General features: G+C 73.1%; 11 protein-coding genes. 5 read left to right on the top strand and 6 right to left on the bottom strand.

Going from position 1 to position 14,692, the window contains the following annotated elements:
* Positions 1 to 2 precede the first annotated feature (2 nt).
* A complete protein-coding gene (locus KF837_22165; protein MBX3230043.1) occupies positions 3 to 605 on the top strand; it encodes a hypothetical protein in 603 nt (200 codons plus the stop codon).
* On the opposite strand, the gene KF837_22160 is transcribed toward KF837_22165, so the two are convergent.
* A complete protein-coding gene (locus tag KF837_22160; protein ID MBX3230042.1) occupies positions 602 to 2,113 on the bottom strand; it encodes a hypothetical protein in 1,512 nt (503 codons plus the stop codon). The two genes, KF837_22165 and KF837_22160, sit on opposite strands and share 4 nt — an antisense overlap.
* An 85-nt stretch (positions 2,114 to 2,198) precedes the next feature.
* Positions 2,199 to 3,599, bottom strand: a complete 1,401-nt coding sequence (locus KF837_22155) for a hypothetical protein (GenBank protein MBX3230041.1) — start codon at positions 3,597 to 3,599, stop codon at positions 2,199 to 2,201.
* Positions 3,600 to 3,652: 53 nt separating this feature from the next.
* Here KF837_22155 and KF837_22150 point away from each other — a divergent pair, with 53 nt between their 5' ends.
* From KF837_22150 to KF837_22140, 3 genes are read left to right on the top strand one after another with little or no spacing between them, the layout of a single operon-like run.
* Positions 3,653 to 6,061, top strand: coding sequence for a PQQ-like beta-propeller repeat protein (locus KF837_22150; protein ID MBX3230040.1), 2,409 nt, complete (start codon positions 3,653 to 3,655; stop codon positions 6,059 to 6,061).
* Between the two features lie 19 nt (positions 6,062 to 6,080).
* A complete protein-coding gene (locus KF837_22145; protein MBX3230039.1) occupies positions 6,081 to 7,478 on the top strand; it encodes a protein kinase in 1,398 nt (465 codons plus the stop codon).
* On the top strand, positions 7,475 to 8,338 hold the full coding sequence (locus tag KF837_22140) for a hypothetical protein (protein MBX3230038.1): 864 nt from the start codon (positions 7,475 to 7,477) through the stop codon (positions 8,336 to 8,338). The genes KF837_22145 and KF837_22140 overlap by 4 nt, the downstream gene beginning before the upstream one ends.
* 9 nt (positions 8,339 to 8,347) lie before the next feature.
* On the opposite strand, the gene KF837_22135 is transcribed toward KF837_22140, so the two are convergent.
* Positions 8,348 to 9,790, bottom strand: coding sequence for a hypothetical protein (locus tag KF837_22135; GenBank protein ID MBX3230037.1), 1,443 nt, complete (start codon positions 9,788 to 9,790; stop codon positions 8,348 to 8,350).
* Positions 9,787 to 10,302, bottom strand: a complete 516-nt coding sequence (locus KF837_22130) for a hypothetical protein (protein MBX3230036.1) — start codon at positions 10,300 to 10,302, stop codon at positions 9,787 to 9,789. The genes KF837_22135 and KF837_22130 overlap by 4 nt, the downstream gene beginning before the upstream one ends.
* Before the next feature lie 124 nt (positions 10,303 to 10,426).
* On the opposite strand from KF837_22130, the gene KF837_22125 reads away from it, so the two are divergent.
* A complete protein-coding gene (locus KF837_22125) occupies positions 10,427 to 11,767 on the top strand; it encodes an amino acid permease (protein MBX3230035.1) in 1,341 nt (446 codons plus the stop codon).
* A 24-nt stretch (positions 11,768 to 11,791) separates the two neighbouring features.
* Here the strand turns inward: KF837_22125 and KF837_22120 are convergent, their stop codons facing one another.
* Complete coding sequence (locus KF837_22120) at positions 11,792 to 12,685, bottom strand: hypothetical protein (protein MBX3230034.1); 894 nt, start codon at positions 12,683 to 12,685, stop codon at positions 11,792 to 11,794.
* Between the two features lie 255 nt (positions 12,686 to 12,940).
* Positions 12,941 to 14,677 carry a class I SAM-dependent methyltransferase gene (locus tag KF837_22115; GenBank protein ID MBX3230033.1) on the bottom strand — a complete coding sequence of 579 codons (1,737 nt, stop codon included), beginning with the start codon at positions 14,675 to 14,677 and terminating at the stop codon, positions 12,941 to 12,943.
* Between the last annotated feature and the right edge of the window lie 15 nt (positions 14,678 to 14,692).

Raw genomic sequence — 14,692 nt, 5'->3', positions numbered from 1 at the left:
CGATGCCTGCATCCACGAAGAACCCCGGCGGCCCGCTCACCCAGGCCGCCGCCGCGCTCGAGAGCGAGCTCCGTCGCTACGAAGAGACCGCCGCCGAGCTCGACAAGGTCGCCCTCACCTCCGAGAAGACCCTCCAGCGCGCGCGCAAGGTCCTCGAGGAGTGCGCCGCGCACCAGAGCGAGCTCGCGCTCCTGCTCCCCGCGTTCGCGCAGGCGATGCAGGCGGCGCAGGCGAAGCAGCAGGCGTGCATGGAGCTCACGGCGCGGGGGACCGCGCGGATCAAGGAGCGGTTCGAGGCGCGGATGGCGCTCCTCGAGCGCGTCGCGGCGCTCGGGCAGCGCGCGCAGGACATCAACGGCCCCGTCGCCGCGGTCATGGACGGCGACGCGGAGCGCACGCCGGCGGAGCTGCTCAAGTCGCTCGAGGAGGTCGCCGGTCGCACCGAGGCCGTCATCGCCGAGGCGAGCGAGGTCCACGCCGCGGCGGAGACCGACGACTGGCAGGACATCGCGCGCGACACCGACGCGCTCAAGCAGCAGTTGCAGTCTGCACGCAACAAGCTGCTCGTCGCGCAGCGCAGCGTCGCCGAGCGCGCGCCGTCCTAGCGGCACTGCGGCGGGAGGAACTTCTCGCGGTAGTACTTCTGGAGCGGGGCGCGGCTCTCGGTCTCGAGCCACGTGCCGCCGTACGTCAGGTTCGTGGCGGCGGGGCACGCGCTGCCGTTCCAGGCGACGCCGCCGAGGCGCGGCTGCGTGCGACCCTGCACGAGCATGCCCTGCCGCAGGAAGAAGTTGAACGTCATCGCCTGCGTCCCGTCTCCGTCGACGCCGACCGCCGATCCCCAGCTGTTCCGGAAGAGGACGATGCCGCCCTCGGCGCGCACGATGCGGCCGAGGAGGCTCGACCGTCGGAGGTCGCGCTGCGCGGCCGGATCGCTCGGCACCGGGCCGTAGTCCGGATCGAGCGACTTCGCGAGGCGATCGAAGGCGCCGTTCACGAGGATGCCGCGCGACTGCTCGGCGACGGAGTCGATCTCCTCCGCCGTGACGTAGCCGACGCCGACGACGGCGTGGCCGCCGCCGGCGCCCATCTCCACCGTCGTCATCCAGACCGGCTCGCGGTTGTTCGGCGCCGCGGGGACGGCGAGGGCGAGGAACGCCGCGTCGCCCTTGTCCATGAGGCCGAGCGCGAGCTGGAGGCTCTTCTTGTGCGCGGCGAGCTGGGCGTCGACCATGTGCTCGATCGCGGACGAGGTGAGCGAGCACTCGTCATCGCCGGTCGCGGCCGCGTCGGCGGCCTCGCCCGCCGCGGCCGCGTCGAAGTTGCACGTGAAGTAGCGGTTCGGATCGAAGTCGAAGCACATCACGAGGGCCTCGCGCGGCGTGACCTGGAGCTTGTTCGTCGCCGCTTCGGGGTTCGCGGAGAAACACGACGCGTGTTTGCCGTCGAGCTCGACCTCCGGGATGCGCGCGTTCGGCGCGATCGTCGCCTTCATCGGCAGCGTGACCGGGTACGGGCCGGCGGGGAGCTGCCCGAGGTACTTGGGGCCCGCGACGACGTCGCTGCGTTCCTTCGTCGAGTCGGCGGTGCCCGCGATCGCGTCGGTGAGCATGACCTCGCCGGCGGAGTCCGTGACGAGGCCCTGCGCCGCGTCGCTCTCGAAGCGATGCATGTTCTTCGCGACGGCGGAGTACGGGTACGCCGACTCGGGGAGGACGCCGATCTTCGCCGTGAGCTCGGCGAAGCGCGCGATGACGCCGGGATCGCCGCCGAGCGTCCCCGTCTGGAAGTAGTTCGAGTAGACCATGAAGCGCTCGGAGAGGTCGGGCGTGATCCCGCGCTCGTTGAACAGCTGGTTCTCGAGGAGACCGAGGAAGGAGAAGCTCGCGCACGCGGCGAGGCTTCCCTGGTCGCGCGCCGCTGCGCCGAGGTCCATCACGCTCGCGCCGAGCGGCTCGAACGGCTCGAGGCGGCGCATGCCGGCACGCACCTCGGTCGGATACGGCGCGAAGTCCGCCGTCGCGCTCTGCTCCGAGGACGCCGCCGCGTCCTCCTGAACAGCCTGGGTGCAAGCGAGGAGGATCAGCGGAAAAAGGGAAAGTGCCCGTCGCATGGCCGGGATGTACGCAAAGGTAAGACCAGCAGAACGATCCCATGAATCCAGGTACTTACGCAGATCACCTGAGGTCGCGCTCACCTCAGTCCGCGCCGGCGCGATCCAGGCGGCGAAACACCGCATACCCAGCGCTGCCAAGGGGTAGCGCGGCGATCTGCGCGAAGCGCTCGCGGAAGAGCGGCGCGCGGAGGATGCGCTGCTCGACGTGGCGCGGCGGCGCGTAGAGGACGACGGTGTCGACGTCGCGATCGAGCAGCATCGCGACGTCGACCGCCTTCGACGTGTGTCCGCCGGGGAGCACCGCGACGCTCGGATCGGTGAGCCCCGCGAGATCGACGACGCGGGCCTCCGTCGCGGCGCCGACCCACCCGACGTCGAGCGCGGCGACGACCTTCGACGACGCGAGGACGGGACGCGCCGACGCGACGAGCACGCGGCGATCGGGATCGACGTGCCGGCCGGCGGGGGCGGCGTTCGCGGCGAGGTAGACGCCGAGGGTCGCGGCCGCGGCGAGGCGGGCGAGCGTGACCGCGCGGTGCGCGACCGCGGCGACGTCCGCGGCCGCGAGCACGAGGCCCGGCACGATCGGGACGATGAGCCGCGCGAACGGCATCCAGTCGCCGCCCACCGCGACGAGGACGAGCGCGTGCACGAGGAGCGCGACGACGAGCGAGCGCGCCCGCGCCGTCGCGCGCCGCAGCGCGAGCGGGGCGAGCACGAGGAGGGGCAGCAGCGCGACGACGACCGCCGCGACGGCGTACACGACCCCGTGCGCCGCGTCGCTCGGCTTCGCGAGCACCGCGAGAGGCGCCGCGCGCCCGAACGCGACGACGCGCACGAGCGTGCAGACCGCGAACGGCGCGAACGCGAAGAGCGCCGGGAGCGCGAGCGCGCGCCGCCGCGCCTCGGCGCGGGCGATCGTTGCGCCTACCGCGATCGTGAGCGCCCATGGGGTGAGCTCGGGGCGAAGTGAGGCGGCGAGGCCGGCGAGGAGGCCGGCGCGGTTCGGGCGCTCGAAGTTGCATGCTGCAAGCGTCGCGAGGGTGGTCGCGAGGCCGGTCTCCATGCCGGCCGCGGCCCAGGCCCCGACGGGGAACGCGAGCGCGAGGACCGCAAGCAGCGAAACGCGGCGCGCGTGTGGACCTTCGGCGGCGCCGAGCTTCGCGCCGAGGGCCGCGCCGCCGGCGGTCCAGGCGACGACGCCGAGGACCTTCGCGCGCGTGAGGACGGCGAGGAGGTCGGGCGTGCGCGCGAGCGGCGCGAGGAGGAACGGCCACGGGAGCGGCGTGACGCCGTCGGTCGCCGGCGCGCCCGCGTTGAAGGACCAACCCGCGCCGGTGACGAGGTGGTGCGCGTAGCGGATCGAGATGAGCGCGTCGTCGACGGTGAACCCCCACATCGCGATCGACGGGACGAGGGCGGCCGCGGCGCCGGCGAGCGCGTACCAAGCACGTCCTGGGGTGTCCACTCTCCTGCAGTCCATGCCGAAAACTACGAACGAGGCCGCACGCTTCTTAGCATCAGTGACGTTCAAGAATGCGCAGCTTCGAGATCTTCGTCGAACCGCAGCACACCACCAACGCATGGAACGGCGACGACGTCGGCGCCGCGACGGGGAGCATCGCTCCGCGCTCGCAGGTCCCCGCCTCGCACAAGCGCGTCCGTCCGAACGAGGTGCTGGACCTCTTCATCCACGGCGCGAACGTGACCGCGCGCGTCGCCGAGAGCCACGCCTCGTGCGTGCTCCGCGACCTCGCCGTCGCGCTCGGCGACCTCACCCGCGAGCCGCGCGGCAAGCGCATCGTCCGCTTCTACGACGACGCGTGGGAGCTCTGCGTCGAGCGGCTCGGCCGCGGCGCGACGCTCAGCGTGTACCGCGGCGGCGCCGAGCCCACCGTCCTCGTCTACGACCGCCCGGTCGTGTTCGCGGAGATGTGCGCGAGCGTCGTCGACGCGATCGACGCCGCCCTCGCGCGGAGCCCGGAGGACGGGGTCACGCGTGAGCTCGCCCTCGTCCGCGAACCGCTCGGGGAGCCGCTCGCGGTCGACGAGGAGGTCTCCGTCGCCCTCGCGCCGCCGGTCGCGATCGACGTCGAGCCCAACGCGCCCCTCTCCTTCGCGGTCGAGTTCGCGCTGCGCGGGAACGGCGCGGCGAACGCGGAGCGCGGGATCGAGCGGGCCGACCTCCACGCCCTCCTCGTGCGCGGTCCGATGCGCGCGGAGGTCCGCGGCCGCTCCGTCGACCTCGGCGAGAGCTACCCCTTCCTCTTCGCCGAGCGCCTCCTCGATCTCTCCCGCCGCGCCCTCGACGCGTGGGAGCGCGGGCAGCCCTTCTACACCCGCATCGACGCCGGCGGCATCATGCTCGGCCTCCGCTCCAACGCCGAGGAGAACCCGCGCGCCGCGCTCACGCTGATGCCGGGCGGCGCCGAGCACGCGAAGCTCGAGCTCGTGATCGAGGGACCGCCGAGCGCGCGCTCGCGCTTCGGGCAGACGACCTTCCCCGAGCTCTGCCTCTTCGACGTCGTCGAGTCGGGCCTCGCGTTCGGTCGCGCGCTCGTCCGCGCGATCGTGCGCCGTGACCGCGCGCAGAGCTCGAACCTGCGCCTCTCCGCCTTCCGGCGCGATCTCCGCGCGACCGAGGGCGCGCTCCGCGACGTCCGGCGTCAGGACGCGCGGATCAACCCCGCGCCGGAGTCGTACCGCGCGTTCGCCGAGAGCCGCCGCGCGAGCGACGTCCCCGCCGGCCCCCCGCTCTCCGCGTCCGCGCGCCTCCGCTACGCCCAGCGCTGGCAGGCGCTCGTCCCCGGGATCGATCTCCGCTCGACGTTCCTCTGCGGCGACCGCCTCGTCATCGGCGCGGCGGCGGAGACCTTCTGCCTCGATCGCATGACGGGCGAGCTCTTGTGGCGCAAGGCGACCGCGCGCGCGGCGAGCGTCGTCACGCCGGCCGGCATCGCCCGCGTCGCCCCCGACGGCGCGATCGCGCTCCACGACTTCGCGACCGGCGACGTCACGCTCCGCACCTGGATCGCGCCGCGCGTGAGCGGCCCCTCCGCCGGCGCGGTCGTCAGCGCGCAGGGGCTCCCCCGCCTCCTCATCGTGACGGAGGGCGAGCGCCACCTCGTCGCGATCGACCTCACGAGCGGCGAGGCGCGCTGGCGCTACCCGTGGACGACGAGCAGCCGCGCCGGCGCCCCGCGCCTGAAGCGCTCCGGCAAGCTCCTCTACGTCGCCTCCGGCGACAGCGCGCTCACCGCGATCGACGTGCAGACCGGCGCGGTGGTGTGGCGGATGCGCGATCGCCTCCGGTTCGTCGCGCAGCCCACCGTCGACCACGAGTCGCTCTTCGCGATCGCGGGCGGCTCGAGCAGCGCGGCCGCGCTCCACTCGATCGATCCGTTCTCCGGCAAGAGCCTCTGGACGGCGCGTCTCCTCTCGACCCCGAACAGCGTCGAGGGCCCTCCCCTCCTCGCCGCGTCCTCCGTCTGCGTCGCGGTCCGCGCGCGGCGCGGCCTCCGCCTCGCCGGCTTCGCGCGCGCGGGCGGCGCGCCGCTCTTCGAGACCGACGCGCCGGTCGCGCCGGTCGGCACGTCGTGGCTCGCGGTCGACGACCTCCTCGTCGGCAACACCCCGACCGGCGAGCTCGTCGGCGTCGACGCGACCACCGGCGCGGTGCGCTATCGCCACGTCTTCGGCCGCACCGCGGACTCGGACGTCCCGCGCCGCCTCGAGCCGGTCCTCCGCTCCGGCGCCCTCTTCGTCCCGCACGTCGACGTCCACGTCTTCCGCCCGAGCGACGGCGCGCACCTCGCCCAGATCGGGCCGTGCGACGCGATCCCGGATCTCCTCCGCGTCGACGAGCGCTGCGACGTCTACGTCGCGGAGGAGAGCGGCCACATGGCGGCGTTCGGCGTCGGCCCGCGCCTCGCCCTCGTGAAGTAGATCGGCTAGAACGCCGGCGATGGCGGACACCGCGCCGGCGACGGTCGACTCGATGCTCGGCCGCACCGTCGGCCACTTCCGGATCGACGCGCTCCTCGGCTACGGCGGCATGGGCGCGGTCTACCGCGCGTGGGACCTGAGCCTCGAGCGCCCCGTCGCGCTGAAGACGGTGCTCTTCGAGAGCGAGCACACGCGCGCGCTCTTCGTCCGCGAGGCGCGCGCGCAGGCGAAGCTCCGTCACCCCAACGTCGTGCCGGTCCACTTCATCGGCGAGCACGAGGGGCACACGTACCTCGTGATGGAGCTCGTCGAAGGCGAGTCGCTCGCGGCGAAGCTCGAGCGCGAAGGGCGCCTGCCGGAGGCCCGCGCGCTCGAGATCGTCGACGCGGTCGCCGCCGCGCTCGAGTCGGCGCACGGTCAGGGCCTCATCCATCGCGACGTGAAGCCCTCCAACGTTCTCGTCGAGAACGCCGGGCGCGTCCTCCTCGCCGACTTCGGTCTCGCGAAGGGCGTCGGCGCGCCGATCCCGGTCGAGGAGGCGGGGGCGCATCGAGCGGTCGACAAGAGCGGGATCGTCACGCACACGAAGGGCACGGTCGGGACCCCCGCGTACATCGCGCCGGAGCTCACCGCGGGAGGCGGCGAGATCGACCATCGCGCCGACATCTACTCTCTCGGCGTCACGCTCTACGAGGTCGTGACCGGGACGCGGCCGTTCAGCGGACCGACGAACAGCCGCGTCGCCGCCGCGCACGAGCGCGCCCCCGTCATCGCGCCGCGCATCATCGAGCCCAAGCTCAGCGAGGCGACCGAGGCGGTCATCCTCCGCATGCTCGCGAAGACGCCCGCCGAGCGCTTCCCGACCTACGCCGATCTCCGCCGCGCGATCGCCGACATCCGCGTCCAGCGCGTCCCCGCCGCCTTCCTCTCGCGCGCCGGCGCCTTCCTCATCGACCTCACGCCGTTCGCGATCTTGAACAGCGTCCTGCTCTGGTCGTTCCCGCGCGGAGAGTCGCGTCCCCTCGTCTGGCTCCTGGCCGCCGCCGTCTACGCGTGGTTCGAGTCGCGCAAGGGCGCGACGTGGGGGAAGCGCCTCGTAGGGATCCACACCATCAACGAGCTCGGGCGGCGGCCCACGTTCTCGCGCGCGTTCGTCCGCGGGCTCGTGAAGCTCTGGGCTCCGCTCGCCGGCGCCGTCCTCGATCTCGTGCTCTACCACGGCGGCACGGTCCTCTCGATGCAGGTCAACGGCGTCGGCCCGAGCACGCCGCCGCGCGGAGGTCAGACGAGCGCGATCGTCACGGCGCTCTGGGTGATCTGGATCGTCCTGATGTTCCTCGCGCTCCGGAAGGACCGCCTCACGCTCCACGATCGCGCCGCGAAGACGCGCGTGCTCGTCGACCTCGGGGCCGCGTGAAGCGCGCGCTCCTCGCGCTCCTCGTGCTCGTGGCGTGCGGCGATCGCCCGCCGAGCTCCACCGCGGGCTGGCCCGGGGCCGCGACCGAGCCCACCTCCGCTCCTGCCGCTGCGTGCAGCAAGGGGAGCGCGCCGAAGGGCACATTCAAGAGAACGGTGAACGTGTTCGGCAAGAGCCGGAGCTACACGCTCGTCGTCCCGCCCGGCTACGCGGCGGGCACGTCGCATCCGCTTATTTATGTGCTTCATGGTCATGGCGGCACGGGCGCGCAGGCGCGTTCGTCGTTCGACCTCGAGGGCGCGAGCGGCGGGAAGGCGGTCTTCGTGTACCCCGACGGCATCGGCGGCGGCTGGGACCTCGACTCCCCCACCCCGAAGAACGGCGACGTCGCGCTGTTCGACGCGACGCTCGCGATCGTCCAGAGCGACTACTGCGTCGATCTCCATCGCGTGTTCATCGCCGGCTTCAGCAACGGCGCGTACATGGCGAACCAGCTCGCGTGCCGCCGCGCCGAGCGCGTGCGCGCCGTCGCGACGCACTCCGGCGGCGGCCCGTACGAGAACGGCCCCGACGCGAAGTACGACGACAGGGGCGCGCTCGTGTGCAGCGGCAAGCCGGTGGGGAGCCTCGTCATCCACGGCGCCGCGGACGGCACGGTCGCGCCGGCGGAGGGCCAGAAGAGCGTCACGCACTGGACGGCCGCGAACCGCTGCGGCGCGACGCCCGCGAAGAACGGCGCGTGCGCGGCGTACTCGGGCTGCGTGAACCCCGTCGTCGCGTGCAAGGTCCCCGGCCTCGGCCACGCGCTGTGGCCGGAGGCGAAGGCGCGCGTCTGGGCCTTCTTCGATCAGCAGAAGTGACGCCTCACGTCACGGCGGCGCGAGGACCTCGACCGCGGCGAGCGCCCCGGCCGGCTCCCCCGCCGCGGTGGCGAGGCGCGTCGCCGGGACGCCCTTGTCGCGCGCGGCCTCGGCGATCGCCTTCGCCGCCTTCTCGCCGCCCTTCGCGGTCACCTTGAAGTAGGCGCGATCGAACACGCCGGAGAGGAACCGGAGCTGCGTCGCGACGGCGTCAGCATCGCCGGCCGTCGCGCGGTAAAGGACGAGCGGGACCGCGCCGGCCGGGAGCGGTCCGAACGCCGCCGCGCCGGCGTCTTCCTCCGGGGGCGGCGCGGGCGTCTCCGTCTTCGGCGCCGGGGCGAACCCGGTGATCACGCGCGCGTCGATCGGGAGCGGCTCCGGCGCGGCCGTGGTCGTGAGGCCGCCGCCGCGCGCGAGCTGCCACGTCTTCGTCATCAGGGCGTCGAGGTTCGCCGGCGCTTTCGCGAGCGGACCGAGGATCGACGTCTCGTCCTCCAGCGTCGTGCGCTCGAGGAGCCCGAGCCGCTCCACCAGCACGAGCGCCTCGGGCGCGCCGCCGACCCCGGCCCCGAGCACGAACGACGGGTCCTTCGCCGCGAGCTTCCGCGCGACGCCGGGGACGTCGGCCGCGACCTTCCCCTGCCCTTCGAGCCAGCCCTTCGCGAAGCTGCGGAGCACGTCCTCGCGCGCGTCGATCACCGCCTTCGGCGCGAACGCGACGATCGGGACGAAGTGCGACGCGTCGACGGTGGAGAACGCGAGCTTGCGCGGATCGGTGGTCCCGACCCCCGCGAACGCGGCCGCCTTCCCTTCCGGCGTCTCCGCGCCGACCAGGCGGAGACGCGACGGCGCGACGCCGAGGAGATCGACGGCGAAGAGCGCGAGCACCGTCGCCGACTCGGTGTTGCCGCGGACGAGCTTCACCTCGTCCGCGCCCGGCGGCACGCGAAGGAGCGCGCCTGGATTCGCGTGGACCTGCTCGCGCCCGCGCGAGAACCCGACGACGAGGAACACACGCGGCTCGAGCGCGCGCAGCCGCTCGTACGAGGCGACGAACGACGGCAACGGCAGCACCGCGACCTCGGCGCCTTGCGGATCGCCGCCGCCGCGCGCGAGCCGCGCCTCGATCGCGGACAGCTCGCTCTCGGGCGCGAGCTCCAGCGCGGGGATCCCCGCGCCCGGCGCGGCGAGCTCCCAGCCCAGCGTCGCGACGCGGAGCGGCTTGTCGCCGACGCTCGCTTCGATCGCGGCGACGCCCGCGTCGGCCGCCGCGAGCGGGACGGCGGAGGCGTCCGCGCTGTCCGCGTCGGCGCCCGCGTCCTCGCTCTTCGTCTCCTTCACCTCGATGATCTCGGCGGGCGCGTCGTGCTTCGTGCGATCGCGCGTGAGGAGGAGGAAGACGAGCCCGAGGCTCATCACCGCGATCAGGAAGAAGGTCGCGTAGTGCTTCACTTCGACGCCTTCGGTGTCGCTGGCGCCGCGGCGGGGCGCTCCTCCGGGAACACGGGGCTGACGCCGCCGAGGAAGTACGCGAGGCGCGCCATCGTGCGCGAGCCGCTCTGCGCGTAGCGATCGCCCTCGCTGACGAGGAGCGGCTTCGACGCGAAGTCGGCGGCGACGAGGAGGAGCGCGACGCCGAGGAGGACGATCGCGAAGACGTCGACGACCATCGCCGCCCCCCCGCCGAGCTTGGTGCGCTTGAACAGCCGATCCGAGACGAACGCGGGGAAGCCGACGACGACGACGACCGCGACGAGGAGCCGGACCCAGAAGTTGTCGGTCGCGAAGCCGACGACGGACATCATGCCGACGAGGGTGACGAACCCGCCGAGGACGATCCCGATCGTGCGGGTGATCCTCATGAGCCGGATCATCTGCGGCGACGGAGAGTCGCCGCTCGAGTTCCCTTTGCCGGTGCTCGCCGCCGACTTCTTCTTCGGAAGCAGGTCGTCGTCCTTCGCCACGCGCCGGATAGTAGTCCGTTCACGCGGGCGGCGGCGGGCTAATCTGGAGCTGCTTGGGACGCGCGACATGAGCGACGAGGGCGAGCTCGGACGGCTCGGCTACGCGCAGGAGCTGATCCGCCGGATGGGCGGGTTCTCGAGCTTCGCGGTGAGCTTCTCCATCATCAGCGTGCTGACGGGCTGCATCGTCGCGTACAAGGACGCGTTCGCGGTCGGCGGGCCGGGGAGCTTCGGCATCGGCTGGCCGCTCGTCGCGGCGGGCACGATGCTGGTGGCGCTCGCGATGGCGGAGCTCGCGAGCGCGTTCCCCACCGCGGGGGCGCTCTATCACTGGTCGGCGCTCCTCGGCGGCGCCGGCGCGGGGTGGGTCACCGCCGCGATCAACGTCACCGGCCAGCTCGCGATCGTGGCCGCGATCGACCTCGGCTGCGCCGCCGAGCTCGCGCCCGTCCTCGGCGTGCCGGAGGCGACGCTCCCGCTCCTCGGCGTCGTCCTCGCGTCTCACCTCGTCGTCAACGCGTTCAGCGTGCGGCTCGTCGCGCTCCTCAACGACTTCTCCGCCACGGTGCACATCCTCGGCGTGGTCGTCATCGTCGGCGCGCTCTTCCTGTTCGCGCGCGCGCAGCCCGTCTCGTTCTTCTTCGCGACGAACCTCGCGGTAGGGCCGCTCGGCTTCTGGAACGGCCTCGTGCTCAGCATGTTCACGTTCACCGGCTACGACGCGTCCGCGCACCTCGCGGAGGAGACGCACGATCCGGCGCGCCGCACGCCGTGGGGCATCCTCGCGAGCGTCGGCGTCAGCGCGGTGTTCGGCTGGCTCCTCCTCGCCGCGATCACGCTCGCGATCGACCCGAACGATCCGTCTCCCCTCGCCGCGATGACGACCGGACTCGGCAGCGCGGCGGGGCGCGCCGCGATGAGCCTCGCCGTCGCCGCGATGTGGTTCTGCGGCCTCTCCAGCGTCACCAGCGCCTCGCGCACGGTCTACGCGTTCGCGCGCGACGGCGGCCTCCCCGGCTCGCGCGTGCTCGCGCGCGTGAATCCGCGGACGCGCACGCCGATCGTCGCGATCGTGGCGGTCACCCTGCTCCCGTTCCTCCTCGTCCTCGGCACCCACGTCGCGTCGAGCGCGGGTCTCCTCGACGTGATGACGAAGATGGCGACGATGGGCCTCTACGTGAGCTACGCGATCCCGATCGCGCTCGGCGCAGTGGCGCGCAGCCGGCACAAATGGCGACGACCGGGTCCCTTCCACTTGCGTGGGTTCGGGATCCCGGTCGCCTGGGCCGCGACGGCGTGGTGCGCCTTCGTGCTGGTCGTCTGCTCGCTGCCGCCCAACCTCGTGGCGGCGGAGATGCTCGCCTGCGTCCTCGTGGTGCTCGCGGTGATCTGGTTCGGCTTCGTGCGGAGGCGTTTCGTCGGGCCGAAGGTCGATCTCGCGAGCCTCGAGGAGCGCCGGAGCTGACGCGGACGCTCCGCGGCTCAGCGCTCAGCGGCGCGGCGGGTTCGCGAAGCGCGGGTCGGCCGGGAACGGGCTCGCGTTGTCGCGGAGCCGGGCCTCGCCGGAGAGGTCGAAGGAGTCACCGCGCTCCGAGAAGAACGCGACGCCGATGACGCCGACGTTGCGCGCGGACCCCATCTGGGCGGCGTACGACTCGCCGACCGCGGCGAAGCGGAACGCGGCGACGGCGTTCATGCTCTGACGGAAGCCTTCGATCTCGAGGGTCGCGAACGGCATGAGGACGTAGCCGCGGTTCTCGGCGGTGCCCGGCTTGCCGTTGATGACGTCGAGCCCGTCGACGGTGACGACCGACTCGAAGCGGTGGCTCGTGTGGTTGGTGAGGACGATCGAGTAGCGCTGGCCCGCCTGGCCGACGACGAAGGTCCGGTCGCCGGCGCGCACGGCCTCGAGGTTGTTGCCGTTCGCGTCGCGGATCGCGACCGTCACCGCGCCGCCGCCGGCGGGCACGTCCCGCCGCGTCTCGCGCGAGCCATGGAGGTTGGCCTGCGCCTCGACGCCGCGACGATCGTTGTAGTTCATGCTCGCGACGGCGAAGGGCCGGCTCGAGTCGCGGACGAAGGTGACGTCGTGCACGCGCGAGTTGCGGGTCTCCCCCCACTCGGTGCCGAGACCGGGCCGAGACTCGGGCGCCGGCTCACGCGACGCCCGCGAGTCGGCGCTCTTGGCCGGCGGCGCGGCGGGAGAAGGCTGGGCGCCGGTAGCCGACTCCGCGGCCGGAAAGCCGGCGGGTGAGCTCGGCAGCGCATCGGCGTCTCCGCCGAAGGCGTGCTGGGCGGGCGGCGGCGAAGCGGTCGACGCCGACTTGGCGCTCGGCGCTGCCCCTCCGCATCCAGCGAGGACGAGCAGGAGAGAGAGGAACAACCAGAGCTTCTTCGTCGTCGACATCGTGGCCTCCAAGTGAAGGCATCAACGCGCCGCCGGCGGCGTCCTTACAGCTCCGTCGGGCCTCAGTGGTCCGGCTCATAGCGGAAACCGCTTGCTAATGATCTTCGGTCCCCCCGCGAGGGTGGCCCCGGGCCAGGAGGTGGCCGGCCCGGGCCAGGGTAAGGGGTGGCGGGGGCCGGGCCGGGGCCGGGGGGTGGAAGCCCCGGCCGGCCGGGGCCGCGGTGGCCGGCGTTAGCGCAGGGTCAGGAGGAGGCTCTTCATGTGGACGTCGCGGGTGGGGGGGGGCGGAAAGTCTGGGGCGTCGGGGAGGTCCTTGAGCTGCATGACCTCGCGCTTGGCGGCGCGGGCGCCTTCGTGGAGCATGCGGCGGAGCTTTGCGCGTGTGAGCTTGCGGTGGTTGCAGCAGGCTAGGATGCGCGCGCCGGGGGCGGCGAGGGCGGCGGCGAGCGTTACGAGCTCGCCGTAGTCGGCGTCGGCGACGAAGCGGCGCTTCTTCGTCGATGAGTAGCTCGGTGGGTCGAGCACGAGCACGTCGTAGCGCTCTCCCCTCTTCGCCGCCTTCGTGAGCCACGTGAAGCAGTCGTCGCCGATGAAGGTGTGCGATGCGCCTAGCGGGATGCCGGCGTATGCGAAAGCCTCGCGGCCGCGTTCGAGGGCGGAGAGGGAGGCGTCTACGCTCACGGTACGCTTCGCGCCGCCTCGGGCTGCGGCGACGCTGAAGGCGCACGTGTACGCGAAGAGGTTCGCGACCGATGCTCCGCGCGCGGACTCGCGCAGCGCGCGGCGGTTGAGCCGCTGGTCGAGGAAGATGCCGGTCGATAGGCCGTCGTCGAGGCGCACCAGGAACGGGATCCCCTCCTCCTCTATCGGGAGCGGCGACGGCGCGGCCTCGCCGCGGACCGGGGCGCGTGGGGCGACGTCCTCGCGTCGCGTGTCGATGAGGACGTTCGATTGCTTCGGGCGGACCTTCAGATAGATCCCGTCGAAGCCGAGGGCGTGGAGCGCGTCGAGCACGCGGTCGCGGCGGCCGGGGACCGACCACTCCTCGGAGGCATAGAGCTGCGCGACCAGGTGCGCGCCGTACACGTCGACGGCGAGGCCCGGCAACGCATCGCCCTCCTCGTTGACGAGGCGGAACGCGGTGGTGCGGCGCTCGGGGGGATCGCGATCCGCGCTGCGGCCCAGGCCCCAGCGACGCTCGAGCGCGAGGGAGAGCGCGCGGTCGAGGGCAGCGCGATCGTCGTAGACCGCGTAGCCGAGGTCGCCGCGCGTGAGCCATGCCTCGAGCTCGGGGCGCGCTCGTGGGTCCTCGATCACCAGGCGCTTCTTCGTTCGCGGATGGTCGAGCGTGAGCGAAGAGGCGTGGAGAAGGAGGCGCGGGGCGGGGGCGGGGGCGGGGGCGGGGGCGCCGCCGTAGATGGGGTCGCCCGCGATCGGAGCGCCTGCGTGCGCGAGCTGGACGCGCGCCTGGTGCGTGCGGCCCGTCTCGAGCACGAGATCGAGGAGCGCGCGGTCGCCGCGCGTGGCGCGGAGCGTGACGTGCGTCACCGCGCGCTGCGGCTTCTGGCGCGGGCGGGAGCGGGTCTTGCTCGCGACGCGCATCGTTTTGTCTTCGCCGGGGACGAGGTCGTCCGTGAGCGTCACTCGCTTCGGGCCGCGCCAGCCGACCACGCCGGCGAGGTAGCGCTTCTCGAGGGAACGACGCTCCATCTGCGCGGCGATCGCGGCGTTCGCCTCGGGGCGCTTCGTGAACAGCACGACGCCGCTCGTGTCGCGGTCGAGGCGCTGGTGCACGCCCAGGTACGCGCCGCCGAGGTGGGCGCGGAGACGCGTCACGAGATCGTCCGGGCGCGTCGGGTCGGCGGCCTGGCTCGCGACGCCGGCTGGCTTGTGGACCACGAGGAGATCGTCGTCCTCGAAGAGCACGTCCTCGGGACGGAAGAACGGCCAGACGCGCGCGCGGTCCATCGGGTCCGCGCATTG

The organism is Labilithrix sp. (genome assembly GCA_019637155.1).
Classification (GTDB): Bacteria; Myxococcota_A; Polyangia; order Polyangiales; family Polyangiaceae; genus Labilithrix.
This window is presented reverse-complemented; position numbering and strand designations above follow the sequence as displayed.

Coding starts and splice junctions, on each gene's coding strand:
- KF837_22165 (MBX3230043.1), top strand. CDS start 3: ATGCCTGCATCCACGAAGAACCCCGGCGGCCCGCTCACCCAGGCCGCC.
- KF837_22155 (MBX3230041.1), bottom strand. CDS start 3,599: ATGGACTGCAGGAGAGTGGACACCCCAGGACGTGCTTGGTACGCGCTC.
- KF837_22145 (MBX3230039.1), top strand. CDS start 6,081: ATGGCGGACACCGCGCCGGCGACGGTCGACTCGATGCTCGGCCGCACC.
- KF837_22125 (MBX3230035.1), top strand. CDS start 10,427: ATGGGCGGGTTCTCGAGCTTCGCGGTGAGCTTCTCCATCATCAGCGTG.
- KF837_22150 (MBX3230040.1), top strand. CDS start 3,653: ATGCGCAGCTTCGAGATCTTCGTCGAACCGCAGCACACCACCAACGCA.
- KF837_22160 (MBX3230042.1), bottom strand. CDS start 2,113: ATGCGACGGGCACTTTCCCTTTTTCCGCTGATCCTCCTCGCTTGCACC.
- KF837_22115 (MBX3230033.1), bottom strand. CDS start 14,677: ATGGACCGCGCGCGCGTCTGGCCGTTCTTCCGTCCCGAGGACGTGCTC.